Consider the following 16,962-nt stretch of genomic DNA (forward strand, 5'->3'; position numbering starts at 1 on the left):
GTCACTCAATATTCTGCACCTGCTCGCGCATCTGCTCGATGAGGACCTTGAGCTCCACGGAGCTGCGGGTGGTCTCGGCGTCCTGGCTCTTGGAGCCGAGGGTGTTCGCCTCCCGGTTCAGCTCCTGCATGAGGAAGTCCAGGCGCCGGCCCACCGCCCCGCCCTGCTTGAGCACCCGGCCCACCTCCTTGACGTGGGCGCCGAGCCGGTCCATCTCCTCGGTGACGTCGATCTTCTGGGCCAGCAGGACCATCTCCTGCTCCAGCCGGGCGGGATCGAGCTCGGCGCGCACCTCCTCGAGCCGGGCCAGCAGCCGCTCGCGCTGGGCGGCGAGCACCTCCGGCACCCGGGTCCGGACCCGCTCCACCTCGGCACCCACCGCCGCGAGTCGCTCCTCGATGAATCCGCGCAGCTGGGCACCCTCCCGGGCCCGCGCCTCCAGCAGCTCGGCGATCGCCTCGTCGAGCAGTTCCAGCAGCGCCGCCTTGAGCGTTTCCGGATCGGCCTGCTCGGTGCGGATGACCCCGGGCCAGCGCAGTACGTCCATGGAGCTCACCGGCGCCGGATTGTAGAGCAGGCTGTCCACCTCGCGGCTGGCGTGGACCACCTGGCGGGCGAGCTCCACGTCCAGGCTGACGCCCGCCGCGGCCGCCTCGCCGGTCTGCAGCCGCAGCCCCGCCTCCACCTTGCCGCGCTTGAGCGCCGTGCGCAGCCGCTCGCGCACCACCCCCTCCAGGTCGCGCACCGACTCGGGCATGCGCACCCCGGCCTCCAGGTAGCGATGGTTGACGGAGCGCAGCTCCCAGGCGGCCGTGCCCCACTCCCCCTGGCGCTCACAGCGCGCGAAGGCCGTCATGCTATGGATCATGCGAGAAGCTCCCCAGGAAATGAGGGTCTATGGTAGCGCCCGGGCGGCCATCGCCCAAGAGGCGGAGGGAATTGCGCGTCGCCTGTCGCCGGCCGGCCGTCCCGACGCCACCTCATCCTGCCCCCATAACCGGTATAATCCCCGGTCAACCCATCGACAGGAAAGGAAGAATTCATGCGACCCAGTGGACGCGCGCCGGACGAGCTTCGCCCCATCACCATCACCCGCCACTACACCAAGCATGCCGAGGGCTCGGTGCTGGTGGAGTTCGGCGACACCAAGGTGATCTGCACCGCGAGCGTGGAGGAGCGGGTGCCGCCGTTCCTGCGCAACGCGGGCCGCGGCTGGGTGACCGCCGAGTACAGCATGCTGCCGCGGGCCACCACCTCCCGCGGCGGCCGCGAGGCGGCCCGCGGCCGCCAGGGCGGGCGGACGCTGGAGATCCAGCGCCTCATCGGCCGCTCGCTGCGGGCCTGCGTGGACACCGAGGCCCTGGGCGAGCGCACCGTCACGCTGGACTGCGACGTGATCCAGGCCGACGGCGGCACCCGCACCGCCTCCATCACCGGCGCCTACGTGGCGCTGCGCGACGCGGTGGCCTGGCTGCGCGGGCGCAAGCTCCTGCGCCGGGATCCGCTGCACGGCTACCTCGCCTCGGTGTCGGTGGGCATCTACCAGGGCGTGCCGGTGCTGGATCTCGACTACGCCGAGGACTGCAACGCCGAGACCGACATGAACGTGGTGATGAACGACCAGGGCGCCTTCATCGAGGTGCAGGGTACCGCCGAGGGCCACGCCTTCCGGCGCGAGGAGCTGGATTCCATGCTGGATCTGGCCCGCTCCGGCATCGCGGATCTCATCGAGCACCAGAAGGCGGCCCTGGCGGCGGACTGACCCGGCCCGGCCCGCCCGCCCGCGGCGCCGGTTTGTCCGGTCCCGCGGGCGCCGGTTATCATTGCGCCTCGTCCCGCCAACACCACCCGGGCGCCACGCCCCCAGGAACCATGGAAGCCTACCAGAGAGAATTCCTGCAGTTCGCCATCGACCAGAAGGTGCTGCGCTTCGGCGAGTTCACCCTCAAGTCCGGCCGCAAGAGCCCCTATTTCTTCAATGCCGGCCTGTTCAACAGCGGCGGCGCCCTGGCCCGCCTCGGCCGCTTCTACGCCGCGGCCCTGGAGGCCAGCGGGGTGGCGGTGGACATGCTCTTCGGACCCGCCTACAAGGGCATCCCCCTGGCGGCGGCCTGCGCCATCGCGCTGGCCGATCACCACGGCCGCGACCTGCCCTGGGCCTTCAACCGCAAGGAGGCCAAGGACCACGGCGAGGGCGGCAGCACGGTGGGCGCGCCGCTCGCCGGGCGGGTCCTGATCGTGGACGATGTCATCACCGCCGGCACCGCGGTGCGTGAGTCCATGGCCATCCTCGAGGCCGCCGGCGCCCGTCCGGCCGGGGTGCTCATCGCGCTGGACCGCCAGGAGCGGGGCCAGGGCGCGGAGTCGGCCATCCAGGAGGTGGAGCGCACCTACGGCATCCCGGTGGTGAGCATCGTCCGCCTCGAGCACCTGGTGCGCTTCCTCGAGGAGCAGCCCGGCAACGGGGAGCTGGTGGAGCGGGTCAGCGCCTATCGCGCCGAGTACGGTGCCGCCTGAGCCGCCCCGCGGCGGCGGGAACCGGCACTGATGATCCGGGAGTCTGACCATGTTGCAGCGTAACCTTCCGCCCCTGGTCCTGTTCCTGGCGCTCGCCCTGGCGGCGGCCACGGGGGTCCAGGCCGCGGGGCAGCAGCGCTTCTACCGCTACCAGGACGATCAGGGCGTCACGGTCCTGAACAACACCATTCCGCCCGAGTACGTGAGCCGGGGCTACGAGGTGGTGGACGCCCATGGCCGGGTGGTGGAGACGGTGCCACCGGCCAAGTCGGCGGAGGAGATCGCCGCCGAGACGGCGGCCCGGGAGCGACGCGAGGCGGAGCAGCGGGAGGCCGAGCGCCAGGCCCGGGAACAGGCGCAGAAGGATCAGCGGCTGCTCATCACCTACGTCAGCGAGAGCGACCTCATCGCCATGCGCGACAGCAAGCTGGCCGTGCTGGAGAGCCAGATTCACCTGGCGGAGGAGAAGATCGGGCGGTTGCGGGAACAACTGCAGCAGCAGCAGGCCGCGGCGGCGAACCACGAGCGCGCCGGACGGACGGTGCCCGGGAACCTGCTGGCCGACATCGCCAGCACCCGCCAGCAGATCACCGACAACCGCAACTTCATGGAGGAACGCCGCCGGCAGCGGACCGAGCTGGAGACGCAGTTCGCCGCCGACCTGGAGCGCTACCGCGAGCTCAGGGCGCTCCCGGAGGCACGGCAGCGGGCCCTGAAGCGGGGCGAGGCGCCGACGCTCAAGCGCTGAACACCCCGCGGGCGAGCACCGCCCACTGCTCCGGCCAGCCCTCGGTGGGCGGGCGCTCGAACCCGCTGCGCACGAACTGGCGCAGCCGACCCTCCGCCGCGGCCAGCAGCAGGCCCGCCGCCACCGGAACCGCCACCGGCAGGGCCGCCCCCGAGCGCATCTCCCCCTCCCGCAGGATCTGCTTGAGCTGCGTCTCCACCCGGGCGAAGAACTGCGCCACCCGCTCGCGCAGGCGCGCGGTCTCCCCGGTCAGGGCATCGCCGGTGAGCAGCCGGGTGATGCCCGGGTTGCGGGCGGAGAAGGCCAGCAGCAGGGACAGCACCTTCTCGCAGCGATCCGCCGCCTCCGGCTCCTCGGCGAGAATGATCCCCACCCGGCTGAAGACCGTCTCCTCGATGAAGGCGATGAGGTCCTCGTACATGCGCGCCTTGCTGGGGAAGTGGCGGTAGAGCGCCGCCTCGGAGACGCCCACCTCCGCGGCCAGCGCGGCGGTGGTGATGCGCTCGCCCGGATGGGTCTCCAGCATGTGCGCGAGCGCCTCCAGGATCTGCTGCCGGCGCGGAGAGCTGTTCGGTCTGGCCATGGTTGTCCGTCGGTTGGTATCCACTGCCCGCTGATCTCACCACGAAGGCACGAAGGACACGAAGAAAAGACCAAAGACTGTTTAACCGCAGATTACGCAGATTTTCGCAGATTATCCGTGGGCAGGGGCGGGCCAGTCGAATTCCCCGGACGCCGGCGGGTCCCATGGGCCGCTCGTTCCCGTTCAAAGACGCACCACCGCTGGATGACTGCCTCCGCACGACCACCCTACAGAAAAATCATCAGCGTAATCTGCGTAATCTGCGTAATCTGCGGATAGTTCTCTCTTCGTGTCCTTCGTGCCTTCGTGGTGGGCTCTTCTGCGTTGTAAGCGCCTGCTCTCCGGGCCGGTCAGCGGCCCTGGATCAGGGTGCCGATGCCCTCGTCGGTGAAGACCTCCAGCAGCACGGAGTGCTCCACCCGGCCGTCGATGATGTGGGCCGAGCGCACGCCGGACTGCACCGCCTCCAGCGCGCAGCGGATCTTCGGCAGCATCCCGCCATGGATGGTGCCGTCGGCGATGAGCTCGTTCACCCGGCTGGTGGACAGGCCGGTGAGCACCTTGCCCTCGGCGTCCATCAGCCCCGGGGCGTTGGTCAGCAGGATCAGTTTCTCGGCGCCCAGCACCTCGGCCATCCTGCCGGCCACCAGGTCGGCATTGATGTTGTAGGAGAGCCCGTCCTCACCCACCCCGATGGGCGCGATGACCGGGATGAAGTCCCCGTGCACCAGCATGTCCACCACGCCGGTGTCGATGCTGGCCACCTCGCCCACGTGGCCGATGTCGATGATCTCGGGGGCATTCAGTTCCGGCGCGTTGCGGGTCAGGGTCATCTTCCGGGCCCGGATCAGGTCGCCGTCCTTCCCGGTCAGCCCCACGGCGCGTCCGCCGCAGCGGTTGATCAGGTTGACGATGTCCTTGTTCACCTGGCCGCCCAGCACCATTTCCACCACGTCCATGGTCTCGCGGTCGGTGACCCGCATGCCCTGGACGAACTCGCTCTGCTTGCCGATGCGCTTGAGCAGATCGCCGATCTGGGGACCGCCGCCGTGCACCACCACGGGGTTCATGCCCACCGTCTTCATCAGCACCACGTCGCGGGCGAAACCGGTCTTCAGGCGCTCGTCCACCATCGCGTTGCCGCCGTACTTGATCACCATGGTCCGGCCGATGAAGCGCTGGATGTAGGGCAGCGCCTCGGTGAGGACCTTGGCCACGTTCATGGCCGCTTCAACATTCAATGTCATGGGTCGGGTTCCTGCACTCCTGGGAATCTTCCAGCCGGATTTTTCACGCCAAGACGCCGAGGCTCAAAATGTTCAAGACCATTTGCCTGGAGCATCAGGCATCGTCTCGCACGCGGGCCGCTGCAGTATAAGATCGTTAATCCTCTGTTTTCCTGGCGTTCTTCGCGTCTTGGCGAGAGATTCATGAAATCCCGGGGCTGGCAGCCTGCCGGACTTGATGCTGCTAGAACGGCAGCTCCAGGTCGGGCTTGACCGCCAGCAGCCGCTGGCGGAACAGCTCCTGGATGCGCGCCAGGGCCAGTTCGTTGTCGGCCTCGAAGCGCAGCACCAGGCTGGGCATGGTATTGGAGGGGCGCACCAGGCCCCAGCCATCCTCGAAGTCCACCCGCACCCCGTCGATGGTGTTCACCTCCCCGCCCTCGAAGCGCGCCTGCTCCACCAGCCGCTGCATGAAGGCGAACTTCTCCCCGTCGGCGATGGGGGCGTTGAGCTCCGGCGTGCTCAGCGCATCGGGCAGCTCGCCGAAGATCACGGCGGTCGGCCGCGGATCGAGGCTCAGTATCTCCAGCAGCCGGCCGGCGGCGTAAATCGCGTCGTCGAAGCCGTACCAGCGCTCGCGGAAGAAGATGTGGCCGCTCATCTCCCCGGCCAGCAGCGCACCGGTCTCCTGCATGCGGGCCTTGATGAGGGAGTGGCCGGTCTTGTACATCACCGGGCGCCCGCTGTGCTCGGCGATGACCCGGCCGAGATGGCGCGTGCACTTGACGTCGTAGACGATGTCCGCCCCCGGATTGCGGCTCAGCACATCGGCGGCGAAAAGCATCATCTGCCGGTCGGGCCAGATGATGGTCCCGTCCGAGTCGACCACCCCCAGCCGGTCGCCGTCGCCGTCGAAAGCGAGCCCCAGGTCGGCCCCGTTCAGCGTCACCGCGTCGATGAGGTCCTGCAGGTTGCGCGGCTGGCCCGGATCCGGATGGTGGTTGGGAAAGCGGCCATCCACCTCGCAGAACAGCTCGATGACCTCGCAGCCCAGCGCCCGGATCAGCCGCGGGGCCACCGTCGCGGCGGCACCGTTGCCGCAGTCCACCACCACCTTCAGGGAGCGCGCCAGGCCGATGTCCTCCTCGATGGCCCGCCCGTAGTCGGAGAGGATGTCCCGCTCCTCGAAGGCACCCTCCCCGTCGACGAACTCGCCCTGCGCCACCCGCCGGCGCAGGTCCTGGATCGCCTCGCCGCTCAGGGTCTCGCCGGCCAGCACGATCTTCATGCCGTTGTACTCGGGCGGATTGTGGCTGCCGGTCACCATGACCCCGGAGCTGTAGCCCACGGTATGGGTGGCGAAGTAGAGCGCGGGCGTGGGCACCACGCCCACATCGATGACGTTCAGCCCCGTCTGCTGCAGCCCGTGTCTCAGCGCCGCCGCCAGGTCGGGGCCCGAGAGGCGCCCGTCGCGGCCCACGACGACGCCCTCCTCGCCCTGTTCCAGCGCGGCGGTGCCGATGGCCCGGCCGATGCGCTCGGCCCCCTCGACCGTCAGGCTCTCACCGACTACGCCACGGATGTCATAGGCCCGGAAAATGGCCGGGTCCATCCCGGCGGCCCCGACCGCCACCGCGCCGGCAGGTTCGGGCTCGACGTCGGCGGTGACCGGCTCGACCGCTGGGGGAGATGGCGCAGGCGCCTCCGGCGCCTGTGCCCGTGGCGGCGGAGCGGCACGGCGCTGGGTCAGCAGGCGGGTGAAGCCGGGACCCCAGGTCTCAGCCACTTCCCGGCTCCGGGCCAGCCGGAACGCCGGCACCGCCACTTCGCTCTCGCCGCCCACGTAGCGCTCCGCCCAGCGCATCAGCGTATCCAGATCGGCATTGAGCGCCGAGCCGAGTCGCCGCACGGTGTTGAGAACCACCAGCAACAGGACCAACGCCATTCCGCCCACCACCAGCCACAGCAGCAGCCGCGGCGGCAGGCCGAGATCGATCCCTGCCGCGGCCGGCGGCCAGTACTGGACCTGCCAGCCGCGCGCCCCCAGGTCGAGGGCGTAGGCCGGGCGCCCCTGGGGTTCCCCGGCCTCCCCGTGCCGCGCCAGGATCACCTCCTGGCTGCCCACCCGCTGGACCAGCCGGACGACGCCACCGGCCTTCGGCGCCCCGTCCAGGGCCTGCTGCAGGACCGCCATGTCGAGGGTGGCGAGCAGCACGCCGGAACCGGCGGGCAGGGGGGCGGCGAGATTGAGCTGCATCCCCCCGTCGCCGTGGTGGGCCTCGATGAGCGCGGTGCCCCGATCAGCGGCCTGGCGCGCCAGCGCCAGCGCGGCGAAGCCCAGGCTCCCGCCCGGCGCCGCTTCCGGATCGTCCAGCCCCGGCGGCAGCAGCCGCACGCGCCGGGCGCCGGGGAACCGCGCCGCCAGCGACTGCTCCCGGGCGGCGAGGGCCGCCCGGTCACCGGCGGCGACGAGCGCCGGCAGGCCGGGTTCGCCCGCCGCCAGGCGCAGCAGCTCCAGCCGGCTGTCGACCACCCCGTTCACCCGGTCGGCGAAGGTGTCGGCCACGACGGCATCGCGGGCGTCGACCTCCGCGGTCTCCTGCGGGGCCAGCAGGCGGTCGAGCACGAAGGCGGTCCCGGCCAGCACCGCGAGCAGGATGAACGCCGGGGGCAGCAGCAAGGCCCCAATCCGTCCGCCATCCCGGCTCCGTTGCGCCCCGGACCGCTCAGCCGTTTTCCGCGCCAATTTCACCCCTCCGCGCCATCCTGAATCCGGCTCAGTGCCGGCCGGAACTGCCGAAACCGCCACCGCCGCGCTCGCTGGACTCGAACTCGCCCACCACCCGGAACCGGGCCTGCACCACGGGAACGAAGACCATCTGCGCGATGCGCTCGCCGGGCTGGATGGTGAAGGTGTCCTCCCCCCGGTTCCAGCAGGAGACCATCACCTCGCCCTGGTAGTCCGAATCGATGAGACCCACCAGGTTGCCGAGCACGATTCCGTGCTTGTGGCCCAGCCCGGAGCGGGGCAGCAGCACCGCCGCCAGCCCCTTGTCGCCGATATGGATGGCGATGCCCGTGCCGATGAGGCGGGTCTCGCCGGGGTGGAGGGTGAGCGGCATATCCAGGCAGGCCCGGAGATCCACGCCGGCGGCGCCGTCCGTGGCGTGCTCCGGCAACGGAAACGCCTCGCCCACCCGCGGGTCCAGCACCTTCAGTTCAATCTCGCGCATGCAGTCTCTCGCAGATGATGTCCATGAGCGCCCGGGCCAGCTCGCGCTTGCTGCCGGAACCGAGTGCCCGCTCTCCCCCCGGCCAGAGCACCGTCAGGGTGTTGTCGTCACGATCGAAGCCCTGCCCCTCGCCCACGGCGTTGGCGGCGACGAGGTCCAGCCCCTTGGCCTCCAGCTTGCCGCGGGCATAGCCGATCACATCGTGGGTCTCGGCGGCGAAACCCACGCAAAAGGGCCGCTCCGGCAAGGCCGCCACCGTGGCCAGGATGTCCGGGTTGCGCTCCAGTACCAGCTCCATCCGCTCACTGTCCTTCTTGATCTTCCGATCGGCGGATACGGCCGGGCGGTAGTCGGCCACCGCGGCGGTGGCGATGAAGAGATCGGCGCCGGCCACCTCGGCGAGCACCGCATCCAGCATCTCCGCGGCGCTGGTCACCTCCACCCGCCGCACGCCCGGCGGCGGTGCAAGCGCAACGGGGCCGCTCACCAGCACCACCTCGGCGCCGGCCGCCGCCGCCGCGGCGGCCACCGCGTAGCCCATCTTCCCGGAGCTGCGGTTGCTCAGGTAGCGGACCGGGTCCAGGGCTTCGCGGGTGGGCCCCGCGGTCACCACCGCCCGGCGCCCGGCAAGAGGCCGCGGCCCCCAGAGCTCCGCCAGCCCCCGGACCAGCTCCCGGGGCTCGAGCATCCGCCCGGGACCGGTCTCGCCGCAGGCCTGCCCCCCCGCGGCCGGCCCCAGCAGCCGCACGCCGCGCCGGGCCAGGCATACCGCGTTGTCCCGGGTGGCCTCCGCGGCCCACATCTGCCGGTTCATGGCCGGCGCCAGCACGATGGGCGCGGCGGTGGCGAGACAGAGGGTGGCGAGCAGGTCGTCGGCCAGCCCGTGGGCCAGCCGGGCCATGAAGTCTGCGCTGGCCGGCGCCACCAGCACCGCGTCGGCCCAGCGGGCCAGCTCGATGTGGCCCATGGCCGCCTCGGCCTCGGTATCGAGCAGGGTGGTGTGCACCCGGTGGCCGGAGAGCGCCTGGAAGGTGAGCGGGGTGACGAAGGCCTGGGCCGCCGCCGTCATCGCCACCCGCACCTCGGCCCCGGCGTCGCGCAGCCGCCGCACCAGCTCGGCGCTCTTGTAGGCGGCGATGCCCCCGGTGACACCGAGCAGGATGCGCTTGTGGGCAAGTTCGGACATGGGCAACGGCGGCGGATCCCGGCAGTGGTGGGGAGTCCCCGAAAAGATACAGCATCCAATGTACCGTTTCACTCCTGACGGGAGGACCAGCGCCACACCCCGCCCTCAGGATTGGCACGAGGCAAGAACGGCTTACCGCAGATTGACGTTGATTGGCGTTGATTTTCTGCCCGCAACCCATTGGGAGCCATCGCGCTACCCGGGCCATTGCAGTTGGTGCCGCGCCGGCTACGACTTTTCCGGCAGCGGAAGCGGCCGGCATCTGGCAGGGACTACCCGCTTCCCCCCATGAAATCCACGTCAATCAACGCCAATCTGCAGTTAAACTGTTTTTTCCTGTCGATGCCCACGCATCGCGCGATGGATGCCTTATATTCAGCCACGGCGGCAGGAGGCCGCCTTGACCCAGGGAGGGGACACCATGGCCATTACCGACTGGCCTGCGGCCGAACGGCCGCGGGAGCGGCTGCTGGGGCTCGGAGCGGGCGCCCTGTCCGACGCCGAGCTGCTGGCGATCTTTCTGCGCACCGGGGTGGCGGGCAAGACCGCGGTGGACCTGGCGCGGGACCTGCTGGCGGAGTTCGGCGGGCTGCGCCCCCTGCTCACCGCCGATGCCCGCAGCTTCTGCCGGGCCCGGGGACTGGGCCCGGCCAAGTACGCCCAGCTGCAGGCGGTGCTGGAGATGGGGCGGCGGCACCTGCACGAGACCCTGGCCCGGGGCGAGCCGCTGACCAGCCCGGCGACGACCCGCCGCTACCTGGCGGCGCGCCTGCGCGACCATCCCCACGAGGTCTTCGCCTGCCTGTTCCTGGACAACCGCCACCGCCTCATCGCCTACGAGGAGCTGTTCCGCGGCACCATCGACGGGGCCAGCGTGCACCCCCGCGAGGTGGTCCGCCGCTCCCTGGCCCTGAACGCCGCGGCCCTGATCCTGGCCCACAACCACCCCTCGGGCGTGGCCGAGCCCAGCACCGCCGACGCCGGCATCACCCGCCGGCTGCGCGACGCGCTGGCGCTGGTGGACGTGCGGGTGCTCGACCATGTCATCGTCGGCGACGGCGAGTGCGTCTCCCTGGCCGAGCGGGGCCTGGTGTGACCTCGACACTGGCAACGGAAGGCGCAGCAACCGCAGATTGACGTTGATTGACGCTGATTTTTCCCTGTACTGCATAGCGCCTGCCGGTCCCCGGGAGTCGGGGGAATCCTTTCGTGGCCCGGGGCGACCCACCCGTGCTCGCGTCCCCGCCATGGCCACGGGGGCGGCGCGCCGGTAAAATCAACGAAAATCAGCGTCAATCTGCGGTCTAATGATATTTTTCAGGGGCCGCACCCCCACAGCGAAAATCGCCGACAGTCTTGCATCGGAACGTCCGGGTCTGGTATAAAGCCCAGCTCGCCGTACCGGTATGCTGCCGGGAAAGAATCATGGAGGCTGTAGCGATGTCCAGAGTTTGTCAGGTCACCGGCAAGCGCCCGGTGGCAGGGAACAACGTTTCCCACGCCCACAACAAGACCCGTCGCCGTTTTCTGCCCAACCTGCACGATCGCCGGTTCTGGGTCGAGAGCGAGAAGCGCTGGGTGAGCCTGCGCGTCTCCGGCAAGGGCCTGCGCATCATCGACAAGAAGGGCATCGACGCGGTCCTCACCGACCTGCGCGCCCGCGGTGAGAAGGTCTAAGGGAGGCTAACCGCCATGGCAAAATCCGCTCGCGACAAGATCAAGCTGGTGTCCAGCGCCGAGACCGGTCACTTCTACACGACCACCAAGAACAAGAAGACCACGCCCAACAAGCTGGAAATGAAGAAGTACGATCCGGTGGTGCGCAAGCACGTGCTCTACAAGGAAGCGAAGATCAAGTAATCCGCTTCCGCGCACTACGGCCTCCACGAAAAAGCCCGGCCTGAGCCGGGCTTTTTCGTGGGCCGGGGAAACCCGCCGACTCCCGGCGGGTCAGGCCGACCCCAGGGAGTAGCCGCGCAGCCGGGCGGCGAACCGCTGCAGCGCCTGGATGCCGGTCGCCTCGGCCTGGGCGCACCACTCCTGGAGCGCCTCCAGGCGCTCCTTCTGGGAGGCGGCCGAGCGGTTCCACACCGCCTGCAGCCGTTCGCGGAACTGGTACACCACCTTCAGCTCGCCGCTGCGCTCGAGCACCGCCTGCAGGCGCCGGCGTGCCTCCTCGCTCACCAGGGATTCGTCCCGCACCAGAGCCGCGCGGGCCTGGCGCAGCCGGCCGCGCACGGAGGCGTCCGCCCGGGCCATCTCCTCGCGCAGCACCGGCAGGGCCACCTCGCGCCCGTACCGGGCCAGCACCTGGAAGCGGTTGCTCAGCACCGCGCCCAGGGTGTCCACGTCCGGCAGCATCTTCCCCGGCCGGAACACCGTCTGCGGGGAGACGTTCCTGACCCGGGCCAGCCCCAGGGCCTGGAACAGGCGGATGTACATCCAGCCGATGTCGAACTCCCACCAGTGGTAGGAGAGGCGGGCCGAGCCGCCGTGGGCGTGGTGGTTGTTGTGCAGTTCCTCGCCGCCGATGAGGATGCCCCAGGGCACCAGGTTGGTGGAGGCGTCCGGGCACTCGAAGTTGCGGTAGCCCCACCAGTGCCCCAGGCCGTTGATGACCCCGGCGGCGAACAGCGGAATCCAGATCATCTGTACCGCCCAGACGGTGATGCCCGCCGCTCCGAACAGCAGCAGATCGAGGCCAAGCATGAGCACGATGCCCAGCCCGCTGTGGCGGCCGTAGAGGTTGCGCTCGATCCAGTCGTCGGGGGTGCCGCGGCCGAACTGCTCCAGCATCGCCTCGTCGCGGGTGGCCTCGCGGTAGACCTCCGCCCCCGTCCACAGCACCTTGCGGATGCCCAGCACCTGCGGGCTGTGGGGGTCGGACTCGGTTTCGCAGGCGGCATGGTGCTTGCGGTGCACCGCCACCCATTCGCGGGTCACCATGCCGCTGGTCAGCCACAGCCAGAAACGGAAGAAGTGGCTCACGACCGGGTGCAGGGTCAGGGCCCGGTGGGCCTGGTGACGGTGCAGGAAGACGGTCACGGCGACGATGGTCACGTGGGTCAGCAGCAGGGTGGCGGCGATGAGGCCGCCGAGGGACAGGTCGAGCAGTCCGTTCAGTATCATGGGTGTCTGGTTCCGAGGGGAGACTGCCGGGCGCGGCGGCAATAACTTACAAACGCCATAGGGTATAGAGCCCGATGGTAGCCGAGGGGAGCCACCAGGTCCAGCTTTATCGGCCCACGCACCCCGGGGCAGGCGACCGGTCCGCCGCTGGGCAACCGTTTATCAATCAGCGGGTTGGAAATCGACCGACCCACGACCCAGGGCCGTGACCACCCCAGAACCGCCGGGAGTCGTACACCCGGCCCTTGAGTGCGCAGTCACCGAGGGGGAATAATACGCGGCCATGGACGATACCCTGATCCGCGTCGAACACCTCTCCCGCCACTTCGGCGCGCTCCGGGCCGTTGACGGCGTGAGCTTCGAGGTGCGCCGGGGGGAGGTGCTGGGCTTTCTCGGGCCCAACGGCGCCGGCAAGTCCACCACCATGCAGATGCTCACCGGCAACCTGGCCCCCACTACGGGCCGCATCACCCTCAACGGCATCGACCTGCTGGAGTGCCCCCGGGCCGCCAAGGCCTGCGTGGGCTACCTGCCCGAGCAGCCCCCGCTCTACCGGGAGCTGACGGTGGACGAGTACCTGGCCCTGTGCGCCCGGATCAACCGCATCCCCCGGCGGGAGGCGCGGGCCGCCGTCGGGCGGGCGAAGTCCCGCTGCGGCCTGGAGTCGGCGGGCGGGCGCCTCATCGGCAACCTCTCCAAGGGCTACCAGCAGCGGGTCGGCATCGCCCAGGCCATCATCCACACCCCGCCGGTGGTCATCCTGGACGAGCCCACCGTGGGCCTCGATCCCATCCAGATCCGAGAGATCCGCGCCCTCATCGCCGAACTGGGCCGGGAACACAGCGTGATCCTCTCCACCCATATCCTGCCCGAGGTACAGACCGTGTGCAGCCGGGTACTGATCATCGACCGCGGCCGGCTGGTCCTGAGCGAGAGCCTGGAGGACCTGAACCGCGGACTGGGCGAGACGGGCCTGCGGGTGGCCTTCGAGCAGCCCCCCGCGGATCCGGCCGCCATCGCGGCGCTGCCCGGCGTCACCACGATCCAGGACCTGGGCGACGGCCGCCTGCGGGTCTGCCACGGCCCCGACGCGGAACCGGCCGCCGCGCTGGCGCGGCTGGCGGTGGAACGGGGCTGGGGCCTCACCGAGCTGAGCCCGGAGCGACGCACCCTGGAGCAGGTGTTCGTGGAACTGGTCCACCAGGACGGCGGCCGCACGGAGAACGCGGCATGATGGTCTTCACCCTGGCGGCCCACGAATTGCGCCGGCTGTTCCTGTCGCCGCTGGCCTGGGCGGTGCTGGCGGTGGTCCAGTTCATCCTGGCGTGGATGTTCCTGGCCCAGATCGAGCTGTTCATGCAGTGGCAGCCGCGGCTGCAGCAGCTGGACAGCCCGCGCGGGCTCACCGACATCGTCGCCGTCCCGCTGCTGGGCAACACCGCCATCGTGCTGCTGCTGGTGGTCCCCCTGCTCACCATGCGCCTCATCAGCGACGAGCGGCGCGGCCGGACCCTCAGCCTGCTGATCTCCGCACCGCTGACCATGACCGAGATCGTTCTCGGCAAGTACCTGGGGCTGCTGGCGTTTCTCGGCATCATGCTGGCCCTCATCGCCGCCATGCCGCTGTCGCTGCTGCTGGGCGGCGGCCTGGACTTCGGCCTGCTCGCGGCGGGCCTGCTGGGGCTGGCGCTGCTGCTGGCGAGCTTCGCCGCGCTGGGGCTGTTCATGTCGGCGCTGACATCCCAACCCACCGTCGCCGCGGTCAGCACCTTCGGGGCCCTGCTGCTGCTCTGGATCCTGGACTGGGCCGGCGGCCTGGCGGAGAGCGGCGAGAGCGCCGTGCTGCGCGGGCTGTCGCTGCTGCGTCACTACGAATCCCTGCTCACCGGCGCGGTGGACAGCCGCGACCTGGCCTACTTCGCCCTGTTCATCCTCGCCTTCCTGGTGCTCAGCATCCGCCGGCTGGATTCCGATCGCTTGCAGAACTGAGAAACCGATGGATATCACCCCCCGCTCCCGCCGGCAGCTCCGGCTCCAGAACCTGGCCTTCCTGGTCCTGTTCCTGGCCCTCATCGGGCTGCTGGGCTGGCTCGCCCAGCGCCACTACATGGTGGCGGACTGGACCGCGGCGGGGCGCAACACCCTCAGCCAGGCCAGCAGCGAGCTCATCGCCAGCCTGGAGGGGCCGGTGGAGGTGACCGCCTACGCCCGCGAGAACGAGGCGCTGCGCCGCCATATCCGCGAGCTGGTGGGACGCTACCAGCGCATCAAGCCGGACTTCACTCTCGACTTCATCAACCCCGACACCGTGCCGGAGCAGGTGCGGGAGCTGGACATCAGCGCCGAGGGCAGCCTGGTGCTTCGCTACCAGGGACGACAGGAGGTCCTGGCGAACCCCGCCGAGCAGGCGATTACCAATGCCCTCTACCGCATGGCGAGGCGCGGGGATCGCTGGCTGGTGTTCCTCGCCGGGCACGGCGAACGCGACCCCGCGGGCGAGGCCAACCACGATTTCGGCGACTGGACCCGGCGCCTGGCGCAGACCGGCCTCAAGGCCCAGCAGGTGAACCTGGCCGCCGCCGGCGCCATTCCCGACAATACCGCCGTGCTGGTGATCGCCGGCCCCACCACCGCGCTCCTCCCGGGCGAGGCCGACTTGATCCGCGGCTACCTGGATCGGGGCGGCAACCTCCTGTGGCTGGAGGATCCCGGCCCGCCGCACGGGCTGGAAAGCCTCGCCGAGCAGCTTGGCGTGCGCTTCCTGCCCGGACGCATCGTGGACGCCACCACCCAGCTGTTCGGCATCGCCGATCCCGCCTTCGCCCTGGTGACCGGCTATCCGCCCCACCCCGTCACCGCCGGCCTCCAGGCCACCAGCCTGTTTCCCCAGGCCGCGGCGCTGGAGGTGGAGCCGGGCGGCCCATGGCAGTCAACGCCGGTACTGGAGACCCAGGCCCGCAGCTGGACCGAGCTGGGCGGACTGGAAGGCGATGTGCGCTACGACGAGGGCACCGACGAGCGCCCCGGCCCGCTGCTCCTGGGCGTGGCGCTCACCCGGCCGCTGGACGCCGCGCCCGGCGCGGCCGGCGGGGAGCAGCGGGTGCTGGTCATCGGCGACGGCGACTTCCTCTCCAACACCTACCTGGGCAACGGCGCCAACCTGGACCTGGGCCTGGCCGCGATGAACTGGCTCGCCGGCGACGATCGTCTGGTCGCCATCCCCACCCGCATCGCGCCGGATCTCAGCCTGGAGCTCTCCACCTCCGCCTCCATCGGCATCGTGGTGGTCTTCCTGCTGCTCCTGCCCCTCGGGCTGCTCACCGCCGGGCTGACCCTGTGGTGGCGCCGGCGCCGGCGCTGAGCGTCCCCGATGGGATCCGCCGCCATGCGCTCACGCCTGCTCCTGAACCTGTTTCTGCTCCTGCTGGTGGGCGCCCTGGGGCTGCTGGCCGTGCAGGAGAGCGGCCGCGACAGCGGACCGGAGGAAGCGCCGGCAGTGGGTTGCGACCCCGCCGGCGTGACCCGGATCCGGGTGGAGCGCGACGGCGCGGAGCCCGTCGTCCTGGCGAAGGGCGCGGACGGCTGGCGCCTGGAGGCGCCCTTCGCCGCCCGCGCCAGCGCCTACCGGGTCAGCGGCATTCTCTCCCTGTGCCAAACGCCCAGCACCGCCCGGCTGGACGCCGACACGCTGGACCTGAAGCCGATGGGACTCGCCCCGCCCCGGGTGCGCGTGGCGCTGGACGGGACCTGGGTCGCCCTCGGCGACACCGAGCCCCTGGACATGCGCCGCTACCTGCGGCTGGGGGATACGGTCCACCTGGTCCGGGAGGATGCCTACCGCCACCTGGCTGCCGGCGCTGCGGGGCTGGTGGACCCCGCCCCCCTGCCCCCCGGCGCGCGGCTGACGGCGCTGACGCTGCCGTCACTCGTCCTGTCGCGGACCGACAGTGGCGCCTGGAGAGTGGAAAATGGCGCCGGCCCCGTCTCCCAGGACACCATCCAGGCCCTGCTGGAGCGCTGGCTCGGCCTGAGCGCCCTGCGCGTGAGCCGGTCGCAAGCCCTCCCCGCCGGGGAGCGGATCGCCCTGCGCCTGGAGGGCGAGCCGGCGGCGCTGGCATTCGTCCTCGAGCGGGAGGAAAGGGAGGTCCGCCTCACCAATGCCGGCACGCTCCTCACCTATCACCTGCCGGCCCGGATGGCGGAGGAGCTGCTGCGACTACCCGGGACGGCGGAGTGAGATTGATACCGTGTTCCGTGTTCCGTGTTCCGTGTTCCGTGTTCCGTGTTCCGTGTTCCGTGTTCCGTGTTCCGTGTTCCGTGTTCCGTGTTCCGTGTTCCGT

Annotated in this window: 17 protein-coding genes; 10 read left to right on the top strand and 7 right to left on the bottom strand. The window is 70.4% G+C overall.

The genetic code is table 11. The annotated features are described in order from the left end of the window. Window position 1 precedes the first annotated feature (1 nt). A complete protein-coding gene (locus tag DFQ59_RS09885) occupies window positions 2-868 on the bottom strand; it encodes a YicC/YloC family endoribonuclease (RefSeq protein WP_114279524.1) in 867 nt (288 codons plus the stop codon). 174 nt (window positions 869-1,042) lie between these two features. Here DFQ59_RS09885 and rph point away from each other — a divergent pair, with 174 nt between their 5' ends. The 3 genes from rph (at window position 1,043) to DFQ59_RS09900 (ending at window position 3,265) form a co-directional block, all read left to right on the top strand. After that, window positions 1,043-1,762: a ribonuclease PH gene (gene rph / locus DFQ59_RS09890; RefSeq protein ID WP_114279525.1), complete on the top strand. Its 720-nt coding sequence runs from the start codon at window positions 1,043-1,045 to the stop codon at window positions 1,760-1,762. Between the two features lie 110 nt (window positions 1,763-1,872). Beyond that, a complete protein-coding gene (gene pyrE / locus DFQ59_RS09895) occupies window positions 1,873-2,517 on the top strand; it encodes an orotate phosphoribosyltransferase (RefSeq protein ID WP_114279526.1) in 645 nt (214 codons plus the stop codon). Between the two features lie 49 nt (window positions 2,518-2,566). Continuing rightward, window positions 2,567-3,265, top strand: a complete 699-nt coding sequence (locus DFQ59_RS09900; RefSeq protein WP_114279527.1) for a DUF4124 domain-containing protein — start codon at window positions 2,567-2,569, stop codon at window positions 3,263-3,265. Here the strand turns inward: DFQ59_RS09900 and slmA are convergent. The 5 genes from slmA to coaBC form a co-directional block, all read right to left on the bottom strand. Next, the gene (gene slmA, locus DFQ59_RS09905; RefSeq protein WP_114279528.1) at window positions 3,255-3,848 is read right to left on the bottom strand and encodes a nucleoid occlusion factor SlmA; all 594 of its coding nucleotides are present in this window, start codon (window positions 3,846-3,848) and stop codon (window positions 3,255-3,257) included. The genes DFQ59_RS09900 and slmA overlap by 11 nt on opposite strands. A gap of 350 nt (window positions 3,849-4,198) precedes the next feature. After that, a complete protein-coding gene (gene argB, locus DFQ59_RS09910) occupies window positions 4,199-5,095 on the bottom strand; it encodes an acetylglutamate kinase (RefSeq protein ID WP_114279529.1) in 897 nt (298 codons plus the stop codon). A gap of 223 nt (window positions 5,096-5,318) precedes the next feature. Then, complete coding sequence (locus DFQ59_RS20520) at window positions 5,319-7,754, bottom strand: phosphomannomutase/phosphoglucomutase (RefSeq protein WP_281268245.1); 2,436 nt, start codon at window positions 7,752-7,754, stop codon at window positions 5,319-5,321. A 97-nt stretch (window positions 7,755-7,851) separates the two neighbouring features. After that, on the bottom strand, window positions 7,852-8,307 hold the full coding sequence (dut, locus tag DFQ59_RS09920) for a dUTP diphosphatase (protein ID WP_114279530.1): 456 nt from the start codon (window positions 8,305-8,307) through the stop codon (window positions 7,852-7,854). Beyond that, entirely contained in the window at window positions 8,294-9,493 is a 1,200-nt protein-coding gene (gene coaBC / locus DFQ59_RS09925) for a bifunctional phosphopantothenoylcysteine decarboxylase/phosphopantothenate--cysteine ligase CoaBC (RefSeq protein ID WP_114279531.1), read from the bottom strand. Before coaBC ends, dut begins: the two co-directional genes overlap by 14 nt. Before the next feature lie 421 nt (window positions 9,494-9,914). On the opposite strand from coaBC, the gene radC reads away from it, so the two are divergent. From radC to rpmG, 3 genes are all read left to right on the top strand, one after another. Beyond that, on the top strand, window positions 9,915-10,589 hold the full coding sequence (radC, locus tag DFQ59_RS09930; RefSeq protein WP_114279565.1) for a RadC family protein: 675 nt from the start codon (window positions 9,915-9,917) through the stop codon (window positions 10,587-10,589). Between the two features lie 344 nt (window positions 10,590-10,933). Beyond that, window positions 10,934-11,170 carry a 50S ribosomal protein L28 gene (gene rpmB, locus DFQ59_RS09935; protein ID WP_114279532.1) on the top strand — a complete coding sequence of 79 codons (237 nt, stop codon included), beginning with the start codon at window positions 10,934-10,936 and terminating at the stop codon, window positions 11,168-11,170. 15 nt (window positions 11,171-11,185) lie between these two features. Beyond that, window positions 11,186-11,353, top strand: coding sequence for a 50S ribosomal protein L33 (gene rpmG / locus DFQ59_RS09940; protein ID WP_114279533.1), 168 nt, complete (start codon window positions 11,186-11,188; stop codon window positions 11,351-11,353). Between the two features lie 90 nt (window positions 11,354-11,443). On the opposite strand, the gene DFQ59_RS09945 is transcribed toward rpmG, so the two are convergent. After that, window positions 11,444-12,619, bottom strand: a complete 1,176-nt coding sequence (locus DFQ59_RS09945) for a DesA family fatty acid desaturase (RefSeq protein ID WP_114279566.1) — start codon at window positions 12,617-12,619, stop codon at window positions 11,444-11,446. A gap of 286 nt (window positions 12,620-12,905) precedes the next feature. Here DFQ59_RS09945 and DFQ59_RS09950 point away from each other — a divergent pair, with 286 nt between their 5' ends. The 4 genes from DFQ59_RS09950 to DFQ59_RS09965 are packed head-to-tail and all read left to right on the top strand — an operon-like array spanning window position 12,906 to window position 16,859. Beyond that, window positions 12,906-13,856 carry an ABC transporter ATP-binding protein gene (locus DFQ59_RS09950; RefSeq protein ID WP_114279534.1) on the top strand — a complete coding sequence of 317 codons (951 nt, stop codon included), beginning with the start codon at window positions 12,906-12,908 and terminating at the stop codon, window positions 13,854-13,856. Then, on the top strand, window positions 13,853-14,611 hold the full coding sequence (locus DFQ59_RS09955; protein WP_114279535.1) for an ABC transporter permease: 759 nt from the start codon (window positions 13,853-13,855) through the stop codon (window positions 14,609-14,611). The genes DFQ59_RS09950 and DFQ59_RS09955 overlap by 4 nt, the downstream gene beginning before the upstream one ends. A gap of 7 nt (window positions 14,612-14,618) precedes the next feature. Further along, entirely contained in the window at window positions 14,619-15,983 is a 1,365-nt protein-coding gene (locus DFQ59_RS09960) for a GldG family protein (RefSeq protein WP_114279536.1), read from the top strand. A gap of 24 nt (window positions 15,984-16,007) precedes the next feature. Continuing rightward, window positions 16,008-16,859 carry a DUF4340 domain-containing protein gene (locus DFQ59_RS09965; protein WP_170142120.1) on the top strand — a complete coding sequence of 284 codons (852 nt, stop codon included), beginning with the start codon at window positions 16,008-16,010 and terminating at the stop codon, window positions 16,857-16,859. Window positions 16,860-16,962: the final 103 nt, after the last annotated feature.

The sequence above is a fragment of the Thioalbus denitrificans genome, assembly GCF_003337735.1.
In the GTDB taxonomy this organism is placed as follows: domain Bacteria; phylum Pseudomonadota; class Gammaproteobacteria; order DSM-26407; family DSM-26407; genus Thioalbus; species Thioalbus denitrificans.

Excerpts from the sequence above, each read along its gene's own strand:
- DFQ59_RS09885 (WP_114279524.1), bottom strand. The coding sequence starts at position 868 with ATGATCCATAGCATGACGGCCTTCGCGCGCTGTGAGCGCCAGGGGGAG.
- rph (WP_114279525.1), top strand. The coding sequence starts at position 1,043 with ATGCGACCCAGTGGACGCGCGCCGGACGAGCTTCGCCCCATCACCATC.
- pyrE (WP_114279526.1), top strand. The coding sequence starts at position 1,873 with ATGGAAGCCTACCAGAGAGAATTCCTGCAGTTCGCCATCGACCAGAAG.
- DFQ59_RS09900 (WP_114279527.1), top strand. The coding sequence starts at position 2,567 with ATGTTGCAGCGTAACCTTCCGCCCCTGGTCCTGTTCCTGGCGCTCGCC.
- slmA (WP_114279528.1), bottom strand. The coding sequence starts at position 3,848 with ATGGCCAGACCGAACAGCTCTCCGCGCCGGCAGCAGATCCTGGAGGCG.
- argB (WP_114279529.1), bottom strand. The coding sequence starts at position 5,095 with ATGACATTGAATGTTGAAGCGGCCATGAACGTGGCCAAGGTCCTCACC.
- dut (WP_114279530.1), bottom strand. The coding sequence starts at position 8,307 with ATGCGCGAGATTGAACTGAAGGTGCTGGACCCGCGGGTGGGCGAGGCG.
- coaBC (WP_114279531.1), bottom strand. The coding sequence starts at position 9,493 with ATGTCCGAACTTGCCCACAAGCGCATCCTGCTCGGTGTCACCGGGGGC.
- radC (WP_114279565.1), top strand. The coding sequence starts at position 9,915 with ATGGCCATTACCGACTGGCCTGCGGCCGAACGGCCGCGGGAGCGGCTG.
- rpmB (WP_114279532.1), top strand. The coding sequence starts at position 10,934 with ATGTCCAGAGTTTGTCAGGTCACCGGCAAGCGCCCGGTGGCAGGGAAC.
- rpmG (WP_114279533.1), top strand. The coding sequence starts at position 11,186 with ATGGCAAAATCCGCTCGCGACAAGATCAAGCTGGTGTCCAGCGCCGAG.
- DFQ59_RS09950 (WP_114279534.1), top strand. The coding sequence starts at position 12,906 with ATGGACGATACCCTGATCCGCGTCGAACACCTCTCCCGCCACTTCGGC.
- DFQ59_RS09955 (WP_114279535.1), top strand. The coding sequence starts at position 13,853 with ATGATGGTCTTCACCCTGGCGGCCCACGAATTGCGCCGGCTGTTCCTG.
- DFQ59_RS09960 (WP_114279536.1), top strand. The coding sequence starts at position 14,619 with ATGGATATCACCCCCCGCTCCCGCCGGCAGCTCCGGCTCCAGAACCTG.
- DFQ59_RS09965 (WP_170142120.1), top strand. The coding sequence starts at position 16,008 with ATGCGCTCACGCCTGCTCCTGAACCTGTTTCTGCTCCTGCTGGTGGGC.